At 36.9% G+C, this 12,545-nt stretch carries 15 protein-coding genes; 10 read left to right on the forward strand and 5 right to left on the reverse strand.

Going from position 1 to position 12,545, the window contains the following annotated elements; translation table 11 throughout:
* Positions 1 to 19: 19 nt before the first annotated feature.
* Positions 20 to 529 (forward strand): disulfide bond formation protein DsbB, encoded by a 510-nt coding sequence (gene dsbB, locus B0X70_RS12890; RefSeq protein WP_046396855.1) that lies wholly within the window; start codon positions 20 to 22, stop codon positions 527 to 529.
* Between the two features lie 137 nt (positions 530 to 666).
* Here the strand turns inward: dsbB and B0X70_RS12895 are convergent, their stop codons facing one another.
* The 3 genes from B0X70_RS12895 to B0X70_RS12905 all read right to left on the reverse strand — a co-directional run bounded on the left by B0X70_RS12895 (position 667) and on the right by B0X70_RS12905 (position 2,452).
* Positions 667 to 984 carry a putative hemolysin gene (locus B0X70_RS12895; protein WP_217469517.1) on the reverse strand — a complete coding sequence of 106 codons (318 nt, stop codon included), beginning with the start codon at positions 982 to 984 and terminating at the stop codon, positions 667 to 669.
* Positions 985 to 1,037: 53 nt separating this feature from the next.
* Positions 1,038 to 1,370, reverse strand: a complete 333-nt coding sequence (locus tag B0X70_RS12900) for a DMT family transporter (protein WP_036780782.1) — start codon at positions 1,368 to 1,370, stop codon at positions 1,038 to 1,040.
* Between the two features lie 602 nt (positions 1,371 to 1,972).
* Positions 1,973 to 2,452: an Hcp family type VI secretion system effector gene (locus tag B0X70_RS12905; protein WP_036805511.1), complete on the reverse strand. Its 480-nt coding sequence runs from the start codon at positions 2,450 to 2,452 to the stop codon at positions 1,973 to 1,975.
* A 490-nt stretch (positions 2,453 to 2,942) separates the two neighbouring features.
* Here B0X70_RS12905 and B0X70_RS12910 point away from each other — a divergent pair, with 490 nt between their 5' ends.
* The 8 genes from B0X70_RS12910 to ttcA all read left to right on the forward strand — a co-directional run bounded on the left by B0X70_RS12910 (position 2,943) and on the right by ttcA (position 8,861).
* Positions 2,943 to 3,833, forward strand: a complete 891-nt coding sequence (locus tag B0X70_RS12910; RefSeq protein WP_217469518.1) for a hypothetical protein — start codon at positions 2,943 to 2,945, stop codon at positions 3,831 to 3,833.
* Position 3,834: 1 nt separating this feature from the next.
* Positions 3,835 to 4,242 (forward strand): hypothetical protein, encoded by a 408-nt coding sequence (locus B0X70_RS12915; RefSeq protein WP_217469519.1) that lies wholly within the window; start codon positions 3,835 to 3,837, stop codon positions 4,240 to 4,242.
* Positions 4,243 to 4,271: 29 nt separating this feature from the next.
* The gene (locus B0X70_RS12920; protein ID WP_217469520.1) at positions 4,272 to 4,688 is read left to right on the forward strand and encodes a hypothetical protein; all 417 of its coding nucleotides are present in this window, start codon (positions 4,272 to 4,274) and stop codon (positions 4,686 to 4,688) included.
* Between the two features lie 560 nt (positions 4,689 to 5,248).
* Complete coding sequence (locus B0X70_RS12925; RefSeq protein ID WP_217469521.1) at positions 5,249 to 5,656, forward strand: hypothetical protein; 408 nt, start codon at positions 5,249 to 5,251, stop codon at positions 5,654 to 5,656.
* A gap of 294 nt (positions 5,657 to 5,950) precedes the next feature.
* The gene (locus B0X70_RS12930; protein ID WP_246593290.1) at positions 5,951 to 6,355 is read left to right on the forward strand and encodes a hypothetical protein; all 405 of its coding nucleotides are present in this window, start codon (positions 5,951 to 5,953) and stop codon (positions 6,353 to 6,355) included.
* A gap of 29 nt (positions 6,356 to 6,384) precedes the next feature.
* Complete coding sequence (locus tag B0X70_RS12935) at positions 6,385 to 6,792, forward strand: hypothetical protein (RefSeq protein WP_217469523.1); 408 nt, start codon at positions 6,385 to 6,387, stop codon at positions 6,790 to 6,792.
* A gap of 29 nt (positions 6,793 to 6,821) precedes the next feature.
* Entirely contained in the window at positions 6,822 to 7,229 is a 408-nt protein-coding gene (locus tag B0X70_RS12940; RefSeq protein ID WP_217469524.1) for a hypothetical protein, read from the forward strand.
* 702 nt (positions 7,230 to 7,931) lie between these two features.
* Positions 7,932 to 8,861: a tRNA 2-thiocytidine(32) synthetase TtcA gene (gene ttcA, locus B0X70_RS12945; RefSeq protein WP_217471729.1), complete on the forward strand. Its 930-nt coding sequence runs from the start codon at positions 7,932 to 7,934 to the stop codon at positions 8,859 to 8,861.
* Positions 8,862 to 9,231: 370 nt separating this feature from the next.
* Here the strand turns inward: ttcA and zntB are convergent, their stop codons facing one another.
* Both zntB and B0X70_RS12955 read right to left on the reverse strand, forming a co-directional pair.
* Positions 9,232 to 10,215, reverse strand: coding sequence for a zinc transporter ZntB (gene zntB, locus B0X70_RS12950; protein ID WP_217469525.1), 984 nt, complete (start codon positions 10,213 to 10,215; stop codon positions 9,232 to 9,234).
* Positions 10,216 to 10,231: 16 nt separating this feature from the next.
* Complete coding sequence (locus B0X70_RS12955) at positions 10,232 to 11,854, reverse strand: peptide ABC transporter substrate-binding protein (protein ID WP_217469526.1); 1,623 nt, start codon at positions 11,852 to 11,854, stop codon at positions 10,232 to 10,234.
* A gap of 173 nt (positions 11,855 to 12,027) precedes the next feature.
* Between B0X70_RS12955 and tpx the strand changes: the two genes are divergently transcribed.
* Entirely contained in the window at positions 12,028 to 12,531 is a 504-nt protein-coding gene (gene tpx / locus B0X70_RS12960; protein WP_217469527.1) for a thiol peroxidase, read from the forward strand.
* Positions 12,532 to 12,545: the final 14 nt, after the last annotated feature.

The following is a 12,545-nucleotide window of genomic DNA, read 5'->3' on the forward strand; positions in this document are numbered from 1 at the left end:
TCTGCATGGAAAAACGGAAATGATGCGATTTTTAAACCACTGTTCTCAAGGACGAAGCGCATGGCTGTTAATGACCTTGACTGCCCTGATACTGGAAGGTTCGGCATTATATTTTCAACATATGATGAAATTACAGCCCTGCGTGATGTGTATTTATGAGCGGGTTGCGCTGTTTGGTGTGTTAGGCGCCGGGGTATTGGGTATGATCGCGCCAAAAACGCCGTTACGCTGGCTGGCTATTGTTTTGTGGATCTACAGTGCCTGGAGCGGCCTGCGACTCGCATGGGAACATACTATGATGCTGTTGCACCCTTCGCCATTTAATACCTGTGATTTCTTCGTCAACTTCCCTTCATGGCTGGCGTTAAATCAATGGCTGCCTTCTGTATTCGAAGCTACAGGTGATTGCTCAGTAAGACAGTGGCAATTCCTGACATTAGAGATGCCACAATGGCTGGTCGGTATTTTTGCGGCTTATTTGATTGTTGCTGCATTAGTATTAATCAGCCAATTTTTTGGCCGTAAATAATTTCCAACTTAGATAGTTGAAAATGATTGTCTGATGAATCAAATATACTCACAGAATCATGCCCAAGGCAGCCTATAATCGGATATTCCAACGGCATGTTTCTGCTCATATTAGTTGCTTGATTTCTACCTCAACTTTCAACTTGACACACAGGAACCTTGCAATAACGCCCTTTCATCACAACGCTTACCATTTGCCAACTGGCAAACAGGTATTTGCTCACCATCTAATTGTATTGCTAACGCCGGTATACCACCTACATAAGAACAGATTGCTCTGGCATTATCTCTAAGAGCAACTTCCGGTTGAGAATTTTCCGGTTGAGAATATTGAATCCCCTGATATTGGGTAGCTGTTTTCCCTGTCTGGCTACTACAACCAGCTAATACAGCAATACTAAAGAGTACTCCTAATAAGACTGTCTGGCATCTTTTCTTATTACTGACGTTTAACATATCTCTTCTCCAGAAAAGAATTCAGGGAAAACAGAAGCACCGTTAATTGTTAATTAATGCGCACTGGTGTTAGAAAGCAGGTTTATTACCATGACACCGGCGACAATAAGAGACATACCTAAAATAGCCGCCCAATCCAGCTTCTGCTGATATAAGAATATCGCCGCAACAGAAACCAGCACAATACCCAAGCCCGACCATATGGCGTAAGCAATTCCTAATGGCACCACTTTAACCACCTGAGATAGCCCCCAGAAAGCAATGCCGTATCCAACAATGACCAGTATAGAGGGGAATAATTTACTAAACCCATCGGAGGCTTTTAATGAAGCCGTTGCGATAACTTCGGCAACAATTGCCATTGCTAAATATGCAAATCCATTCATATCCTTACTCTCTATAGTAGAAACAACAAATCGACCAATATTAATAGACAAAAACGGATTGAATTTATCACAAACGCTTTAAGGTGTAACGTAACAAAATTGATATATTTCGTTCCTTAAATCCAATTCAAGCCTTATTTACTCCCCGCTTAAGAGGCACCGCTCAGGCAGGAAAATCGCTGGAGAGATTTTACAGAGAATATGGAAAAGTGCTAACGATAGGTTCCAGCTTTGAGATTTAGATCAGAATCATTCGCACGACACCCTTTAGGATTGCTAAGAAAACATAGCGCGGTAGAATTAAAAACGTGTACATTTATAAACTAAAAATAATCTTATCATTTTATTAAGCAATGGTGGTGATGAAACGATAAGAAAGTTATGTTACCTAACGTTGAGTCAACATGTTAAAAACGACTACCGAAGCAAAGAAAAGAAACATTCAACCCAGTTCCTGTATCGTACAGCAATTCACTGGATAATGACATATTTCATCACCATTAATATAAGCCTTATATTATGCTTGATATCAATGGCAATGTACTTACTTTTAAAAACACGCTTAGCTATTAAATGAAAACTAAGCGTATAAACTGCATTTATCAATAAACCATCTCATCCCAGATACAATATCCTGATGTTCCCGCCATATGATGTCGACAAGTAATATTAACATACTGAACTGAAACAACTTCCTCCGGCTGGCCGTTATTATCATTAATAACATGCGGATAATTAACATTTAAATCGCAAATTTTTGCTCCAGTGAGCAAAATGGAATAAAAAAGTTCCTGTGAACCTATTTGAGAAGTCCGATAAATATCAAATGTCAATTCCAGTTTTTCACGATTAGCTGCCGCTATCATTAACAATGGGGAAGATTTATCTAATAGTTTAATGAAGTTTACCGGCTGGTAATTGACATGTTGAGCAACAGTCAGACCATGATTAAATTGCAACACCATAATTTGATTTTCATGTCCATTCTGATACCGATTACCAATAGAATCCAAAGTTGAACATCCTTGAGAAATAAGCCCCTGAGATTCACCTTTTATCGTCACATAAATCATATTTGCCATAGCTTTACCTACTTAGTTTACCTTATGTTCGAGTTCGCATTCTGAATTATTTTCCTTTGATTTCAAGAAGAGAATTGTAATGAATCGTTAGTTATCTTATATAAATGTAAATATTGCAGGCTTGTAGTCAGGACAAATATACAAACGAACTTCTCTCACTATTTCTATCCTTTAGTATAGAAAAAACCGTAAATTAATCAATATCAACGGACAGCATCAGATTGAATTTATCCATCACCTAACCCCCTATGAATTCTCACTCTGTAGAGATTACAGACCCGTTTACTATATGTTGAAGATAATCCGATTATCTGATTAAGTGATGTTATCTAACGTTGAGCCAGCATGTTAAAAGCCACTAGCGGAACAAATAGGGTATATGAAAAGAAACATACAACCCGGTTTCTGTGTCGTACAGCAACCCGGAGGATTGAGCTTTCAAGCAAGTCTGTTATTCAGCCATTCAAATAGCGAAGCGGCCCGCTATTTTATGGAATTAAATTCAAATTACCGATTCCTGAAACCGGGACAAATCCTGCTGGTGGCAGATCCAGATTCCTATAATCCGCCACACATAATACAGCTATTGAAACAATCTCAGTATGAAGTCAACCAATCCGTTTCAGCTCTGCCTGGTGAATCCGCAGCATTTTTGCATCGTCATTTTGGTCTGTTTCACTATGTACTGGATCAAGGAGGAACCTTAGTTGGCACCGCATCATCAATGGGTGACACTTATTTCTCCCAAATCAAAAAAAATCTGTCAAAGTTACAAAAGCTTTATGAAAAAGAATATCGGTTAAATGGGCTAAACCGAAAATTTATCAGTACCGAGTTTTATGTAGAAAGACAACTGATTATGGGTAACTTAAAGGGATTATTAAATAAATTTAGCAGACTCTCTTTGAAAATCGACCAACATCCTAATTTAAAACATGCGTTAAAGTTATCAACCAAAGCCATTGCTCACCAATGGGATAAAGCAGGGATTGGCGCGATAAAGGGATATAGTCATATAATCACCCGCAGTGCTAAAATGGTTAAATGGATGAAATATGGCGGCCGAGTTGCCATTAGCCTGGATTTTGTTGATACCACCGGACAGGTTATTGATGCCTGCAATTATGGGCAAGCAGGAAAATGTGAAAAAGTGGCCATCAAGGAATATAGTAAATTTGTTGGTAGGACAGGAGGTGGGATAGGTGCAGGATATTATAGTAGCATGGCCGCAGGCGCAGCATGTGCTGCCCTTGGGTTTGCAACTGAAGGATTAGCTGTTGGAATTTGCATGGCGGGTGGTGGCTTAACAGGAGGCTATATTGGCAATAAAGGTGGAGAAAAGTTTGCTGAATTTATTGTTGAATTACTAATAGGAAATTAACATGAACAGATTAACTCTTATCATTATGACTATCCTTTATATTTTATTTCTTGTTTTTTTAGTTGTATCAATAGCTATTTATAAAATAAACCAAAAAAAGATGGATGAAATTATTGAATTATATATAGGGAAAGGGCTTTGTTTATCAACAGGCGTAAATATTGGTCGTTTCCTAGGTGTTTATGGTCAGTTTCAGGTTGCTATGTTTTTCTACATGTTGTTAACTGGAAAAAGAATGAGGATAAATAGACCTGATAGTAAATATATGTACCAAGAATCTTACGACTTTATTCAAAGTTTACCCTCCAATTTAACCCATTGGATAAAAATATATTTCATTACCATCAATATAGGTGGAATATTATTCTTTATATCAATGGCAATGTTCTTATTTGAAAAATACGCTTAACCATACTAAATATTCAATGGAATTTTAATATGAACATAATCACTTCTATCATTTTAGTTATTTCTTTTATCTCATCCACTCTTTTTCTAGTTATATCAATAGCCATTTACAAAATAAACCAAAAAAAGATGGATCAAATTATTGAATTATATATAGAAGAAGGGTTTTATTTACCAATAGGAATAACGATAGAACGCTTCGGAAGGATGCGTGATCAGTTTCAAGTCGTTATGTTCTTCTACAGGCTGTTAACTGGAAAAAAAATGAAAAAAAATCATCCTGATAACAAATATATGCACCAAGAATCTTATGATTTTATTCAAAATCTACCCTCCAGCTTAACTCATTGGATAAAAATATATATCATTACCACTTATATAGGTGGAGCATTTGCTCTCATATTAACAATAATAATATTAATTCAAAAATATTATTCATCGTGCTAAATGGATATGCGTAGCTGTCTGTAGTGTAGTAGGTGGAGTTGCCGGAAGCACAGCAGGAGATTTTTTAATTGATAAAATAGTAAGTGAATAACATGAACATCTTAATTAATACAGTTAAATTTATCATGATTTCTTTATTTTTAGTTAGTATGTTTTTGTTACTATCTTTATTCGTTTTTTATGGAATAAATAAAAAATCCTTCATAGAAACCAGAGACGAATATATACAAAATGGTTTTTTTATACCACAAATTATATATGTAATATCGTTTTCTGGCTTCTATGGGAGTTATTATCTATCATGTTTCCTCTACCAGATAATAACTAGAAGAAAGACTATAATATCTCGTGCTTTTATAGGTAATTCCATCCCGCAAGAAGCATATGAGTTCGCAAAGAGTATACCTAAAAAACTTGCATCAATAATGATTATCTATTATTATTTGTTCTCTGTCTCTATATTCTTATTCATTTTAAGCTGTCTAATTCTCTTGTTATACAAGTATTTAACGAATACATAAAACACACCTTATTGATTAAAACACAAACAGGAAATTAACATGAACAGATTAACTCTTATCATTATGACTATCCTTTATATTTTATCTATTGTTTTTTTAGTTGTATCAATCATTATTTACAAAATAAATCAGAGTAAGATGGATGAAATTATTGAATCATATATAGGAAAAGGGCTTTATTTATCAGCAGGAGTAAAGCTGGGTCGTTTTTTAGGTGTTTATGGTCAATTTCAAGTTGCTATGTTCTTTTACCAATTACTAATTGGAAAAAGAATGAGAATCAATGAAAAGGATAGTAAATATATGTATAAAGAGTCCTACGACTTTATCCGGCAATTACCAAGAAATATGACAAGTTGGTTAAAGACCTATATTTTAACCACCTTCATCAGCATATTATCTTTCTCTATTGGAATGATATTTGTTTTATATTTCAAATACACTTGAAAGACTAAAAATTTATATTTAACATTAATAATAGCAGAGTAAAACACATCATTTTATTTATTTTGCATATTTCATTATCTATTTTTATGATTATATTTATAGCCATTTGAAAAATAAATAAAAAAACAGATAAAACAATTGAATTATACACAGAAACTGTACTATATATGTCAGCACGAGCAAAAATAAGCTATTTTTTAATTAAGATCTTTTTAGGAAAACACTTAGCTAGCTATGCTATGGATTAGAGAAGACTATGGGATTTTTCGCAGATCTATTTATAGAGCATTTATTATGAGTATATTAGACCTAATAACCATCATTTCCGTTATTTTTCTCTTATTATTTTTTATTATATCAATAACTATTTATAAGATAAATCAAAGTAAAATGGATAAAATTATTGAATCATATATAGGGAAAGGACTTTATTTATCAGCAGGCGTAAAGCTGGGCCGTTTTTTGGGTGTTTATGGTCAGTATCAGGTTGCGGTATTTTTCTATATGCTACTCACTGGTAAAAGAATGAGAATCAATGAAAAGGATAGCAAATATATGTATCAAGAATCTTATAACTTTATTCAAAACCTACCCTCCAGCTTAACTCACTGGATAAAAATATATTTCATCACCTTTAATATAAGTGGTGCATTTTTCTTCATAACAATGATAACATTTCTATTTAGAGAATATTATTAACTATACTGGACATTCAATGGGACTTTAATATGAATAGAATCACTTTCATCATTTTGGTTATTTCTTGCGCTTCTTTTATTGGTTTTTTCATTATATCAGCAGCTATTTACAAAATAAATCAAAAAAAGATGGATAAAATTATTGATTTATATATGGAAAAAGGATTTTGTTTATCATCAGGAGCATACATGGGGCATTTTATGGGTATTCACGGTCAATTTTATACTGCCGCATTTTTCTATAAATTATTGACAGGAAAAAAAATAAGAATAAATAGACCTAATAGTAAATATATGCCACAAGAGTCTTACGATTTCATTCAAAATTTACCCCCAAATTTAACTCACTGGATAAAAATATGTTACATTACCATCAATATAAGTGTTGCATTTTTTATTATATCAATGGCAATATGCCTATTTCAAAAATACGCTTAATTATACTGAATACTCAATGGGCTTTTTATATGAACAGAGTCACTTTTATCATCTTGGTTATTTCTTATATCTCTTTCAATCTTTTTCTCATTATATCAATAGCCATTTACAAAATAAATCAAAAAAAGATGGATCAAATTATTGATTTATATATGGAAAAAGGTTTCTGCTTATCAACAGCAGCATACATTGGTCATTCTATGGGTATTCATGGTCAGATTCATCCTGCCGTATTTTTCTATAAGTTATTAACAGGGAAAAGAATAAGAATAAATAAACCTAATAGTAAATATATGCCACAAGAATCTTATGATTTCATTCAAAACTTACCCTGCAATTTGACCCACTGGATAAAAATATATTTCATCACTATCAATATAAGCCTTGTATCCTTATCTATATCAATGGCAATATACCTGTTTGAAAAATACGCTTAACCATACTAAATACTCAATGGGCTTTTTATATGAACAGAGTCACTTTTATCATCTTGGTTATTTCTTTTATTTCTTCTAACATTTTTCTTATTATATCAATAGCCATTTGCAAAATAAATCAGAAAAATATGGATCAAATTATTGAATTATATATAGAAGAAGGGTTTTATTTACCAATAGGAATAACGATAGAACGCTTCGGAAGGATGCGTGATCAGGTTTACGTCATTTTGTTCTTCTACATGCTGTTAATCGAAAAAAGAATGAAGACAAATCAGCCTGATAGTAAATATATGCACCAAGAATTTTATTACTTTATTCAAAACCCACCCTCCAGTTTAACTCATTGGATGAAAATATGTATCATTACCACTTATATAGGTGCAGCATTGATTCTCATATCAACAATAATAACCTTAATTCAAAAACATTATTCATCGTGTTAAATCTATTTAAGAGGCTCAATAAACATCAAATGTCAGTTCCAGTTTTTCACGTGTTAGCATCCGCTATCATTAACAATGGTGAAGGTTTAATGACGTTTAGCATCTAGAATATAGGCAATCCTCATCTGCCATACAGAAAAAACTGTCAATTCATCCGCATTAACAGGTAAAAACGAGCGGAAGCTATCACAAACTCTTTAAGGTGTTAAGGTAACAAAAATGGTATACTCCACCGCCTAAATCCCATTTAAACATTATTTACAGAGCGTCCGTGGTGGATCAGAAACAACAATATAACCTGAACAAATTACAGAAACGTTTACGCCGTGATGTCGGTCAGGCAATCGCTGATTTCAATATGATTGAGGAAGGCGATCGCATTATGGTCTGCCTTTCTGGTGGTAAAGACAGCTATACCCTGCTGTCCATCCTGCAAAATCTGCAAAAAAGCGCTCCGGTTAATTTCTCACTTGTTGCAGTTAATCTGGATCAGAAACAACCCGGTTTTCCTGAGCATATCCTGCCCGCTTATCTGGATGAACTGGGTGTCGAATATAAAATTGTCGAAGAAAACACTTATGGCATAGTGAAAGAGAAGATACCCGAAGGTAAAACAACTTGTTCTCTCTGCTCCCGCCTGCGCCGTGGCATCTTATATCGTACAGCCACTGAGTTGGGCGCCACGAAAATTGCATTAGGCCATCACCGTGATGATATTTTGCAAACCTTATTTCTCAACATGTTTTATGGCGGCAAACTAAAAGGTATGCCGCCAAAATTGATGAGCGATGATGGTAAACATGTTGTTATTCGCCCTCTCTCCTATTGCCGCGAGAAAGATATTGAACGCTATGCGACCGCTAAAGCATTCCCGATCATTCCTTGTAATCTCTGTGGTTCACAACCCAATCTGCAACGTCAGGTTATCAAGGATATGTTACGGGAATGGGATAAGCGTTATCCCGGCAGAATTGAAACTATGTTTCGTGCGGTACAAAATGTCGTTCCATCGCATCTCAGCGATTTTAATCTATTCGATTTTAAAAATATCACTCACAACAGCGAAGTGATTGATGGTGGCGATCTCGCTTTTGACCGCGAAGAATTACCCATGCAACTCGTCAGTGATATAGAAGATCAATCCGATTATCAATCAGAACGACTGGATGTTATTGAAGTCAAATAGCTATTCTTACTGCCTATCCCAATAGCAGGATCTTAATCATACCGCTCTGGATATATTTCAGAGCGCTAATTTCTTCTGCTCTTTCGCCTTGATTTTTATTTATTTTCCTCCACGAAAATGAAAAATAAAAAAAAGCCGACATTAGAAATTAACATCGGCACAAGAATGGGCAATTATTCTGTATAAAGACTTATGTGAGAAAAACTACAATTACGGAGAACAACGTTCATCGCTTAACGTTGTTTTCACCTGCGAGAGTTATCATGCCTCAATGAGGCTTGGTGAATATTGATATATCTCAAATTAAGAACCGATTTTTGTAACACTTTCTCGCAGCCGTGTTTCATCTCTCCAAATAACTATTTAATTTTCATAGCCATTTACTTCTTTTTAACCACCAGGCAACAAATATAATCAATCCCAATAACAGCAAACAAAAAATACTAAAACCCAGATGGTTTTCATTACCAGGAATACCGCCAAGGTTGACACCAAATAATCCAGTCAGGAATGTTGTCGGTAAAAAAATCATGGCAAATAATGACATAGTATAAGTACGACGGTTCATCGCATCCGCCATCATGGATGTAATTTCATCTGAAATAATCGCTGTGCGAGCAATACAACCATCCAAATCATCCAATTCCCTTCCCAAGCGGTCAGATATTTCCTGCATTCGATGACGATCTTCATCACTCATCCAGAGTAATCTTTCATTGGCGAGACGAGCAAATACATCTCTTTGAGGCGCCATATAACGGCGCAGAATAATCAATTGCTTGCGCAGTAAAGCTAATCCACCCCGCCCCGGTATCCGTTGCTCAAGAATCATATTCTCAAGCTCAATAAGGTTGTCATGCAGATCTTCAATAAAATTACCCACTTCATCGGTTATTGCATCAGCCATTTCAACCAACCAGTGCCCGGTCGTTTTCGCGCCTATTCCATTCTGTAAATCACTCAGTACCTGTTCAAGTGAATGAACTTTACGATGGCGACTGGAAACGATAATTTCAGAATTAATATAAATACGGAACGTGACCAGTTGATCGGGACGTTCGCTTTTATTGCTATTAATTGTTCGCAGCGTAATCATCGTACCATCTCCGGTACGAACTATTTTCGGCCTAAAACTCTCCCCGGCCAGCCCCTTTTTGACAGTTTCCGGCAACAAATCAGTGTCCATTATCCAGCGATAACTTTTGGGATTGTGGTAATCCAGATGTTGCCAGAAAGGTTGAGCTGGTGTGGCTAATCTATTCATATCAATCGGTGTCATACCGCCTTGACCATCAAACTGACAAGCATAGACTGCATCAGCCTCTTGCAATGATGAACCATAAATGGTTTCCACATCCAGCTCCTTACCCTTAGTGCTTAATTATGTACATAGTGTGACTATATGCCACGTCTTCTGGATTGGTGATCGGGTATCCTTTTAACCAAGGTTTTATCAATCTACCGTTAGTGTATTGATAAATCGGCGCGATAGGAGCCTGTTCAGCAATCATTTGCTCCGCTTTGTTATAGTCATCGTTTCTTAAGCCGTCATCTGTTCGCAAGCTAGCAGATTGTAGCAGTTTGTCATAATTTGCCTGATGGAATTTAGCAATATTGCCACTATGTGTTGATGTTAACAGGCTTAGAAATGTAGAGGGTTCGTTATAATCACCCACCCAAGATGCACGAATAACATCAAAATTACCCGTGTTACGGCTATCAATATAAGTTTTCCATTCCTGATTCATCAAACTTACTTGCACCCCCAGTTTTTTCTTCCACATAGAGGCAATAGCAATCGCAATTTTCTGGTGGTTTTCAGAATTATTATAGAGCAGAGAAAGTTTCAATAGATTGTTCGGCCCATAACCAGCCGCATGTAACAAAACTTTAGCCTGTTGGTCCAGTTCTGCCTGTGTGTGTTGTTCCATGTCACTGAGCGCAGGATGAAAACCCGCAGTCACATCCGGCGTAAAATGCCAGGCTGGTTTCTCTCCTGTCCCCAAAACTTTTTCCGCAATGATTTTACGGTCAATTGCCATAGAAAGCGCTTTACGCACTCTGGCATCATTAGTGGGCGCGCGTTGGGTGTTAAAAGCGTAATAATAGGTTCCTAACTGATCCGGCGTATAGACTTGCCCGGGTAATTCATGCTGCAATTTTTTATACATATTTTTTGGGAAGGATTCGGTGATATCCAAATCATCCGCCAGATAGCGTTTAGTCGCGTGTGATTCCTGATTAATGGGTACAAATGTGACTTTGGTTAGGACGGTTTTTTTATGATCCCAATAATAAGGGTTTGGTGTCAGAACGATTTTCTCATTAACAATTCGATCATGTAATTTGAAAGCGCCATTTCCCACCAAATGACCAACCTTTATCCACTCTTTCCCATATTTCTCTACTATTTTCTTATTTACCGGATAGAGACTGAAATTCGCCGTCAGGTTGGGAAAATAAGGCACTGGCCGGTTTAACGTCACCTTTAATGTGTGCTTGTCAATGGCCTCAACACCCAGTTTTGCCGGCAGCAGTTTGCCGTCAATAATTTCCTGAGCATTTTCAATACCCGCGAGTGCGGCAAACCAAGCAAAAGAAGAGGTATTAGCCGGAGTGACCAACCGCTGCCAACTATACACAAAATCTGTCGCAGTAACCGGTTCGCCATTCGACCAACGGGCATCAGAACGCAATGTAAAAAACCAAGTTTTGTTGTCCACGGTTTTCCACGCTGTTGCAACGCCGGGAATGGCCTTGCCATACGCATCCTGATTCACCAACCCTTCAAACAGATCACGCTGAACCTGCGCTTCTGTCAGGCCCACGGCATTAATCGGGTCTAAAGACGCCGGTTCGTCCTTTAGGTGACGCACCAGTTCCTGTTTGTCATTAAGCTGAGCGCCCGGAGGAACCTCCGCAGCAAAAGCAGAAACAGTGATAAGAGAACTCTTGATAAGTAGTGCACAAGAAATCAGATTGAAATAACGCATAAGGTAATAATCTGCCCTGTTATAAAATAAATATCCCGTTGTTAAATTATAAGCCATTGTCGAAATGACACAATCAGACAATTTTACTCTCACAAGTACTATTTTTGATGGGCAAGAGCCGAATATTCTTCTACACTGGGCAATCGTGGTTCATTTATCAGAGGAAGAAAACGATGACACAAACAGTAAAATTTCAAGGCAATGATATCTCCGTAAGCGGCCAGTTCCCAAAATCAGGGGAAAAAGCGCAAGATTTTACTCTGACAGCCAAAGATCTCTCCGATGTCTCTCTTAGCCACTATGCCGGAAAGCGTAAGGTGCTGAATATTTTCCCAAGTATCGATACCGGTGTTTGCGCGGCATCAGTACGTAAATTCAATCAGGCAGCGAATGATTTGGAAAATACTGTCGTTCTGTGCATTTCCGCCGATCTGCCTTTTGCTCAGTCCCGTTTCTGTGGCGCGGAAGGGTTATCAAATGTCGTCACGCTCTCTACCCTGCGTGGCGGTACTTTCAGTGAAGATTATGGCGTCGCCATCAGCAACAGCCCTCTAAGTGGTCTCACAGCCCGTGCTGTCATTGTGCTTGATGAAAGCGATAACGTGATTTATAGCCAACTGGTGGATGAAATCACTAATGAGCCAGATTACGATAGCGCACTGGCTGTACTGAAATAGATCCCGTGATTTAT

The sequence above is a fragment of the Photorhabdus akhurstii genome (assembly GCF_019090985.1).
In the GTDB taxonomy this organism is placed as follows: Bacteria; Pseudomonadota; Gammaproteobacteria; order Enterobacterales; family Enterobacteriaceae; genus Photorhabdus; species Photorhabdus akhurstii.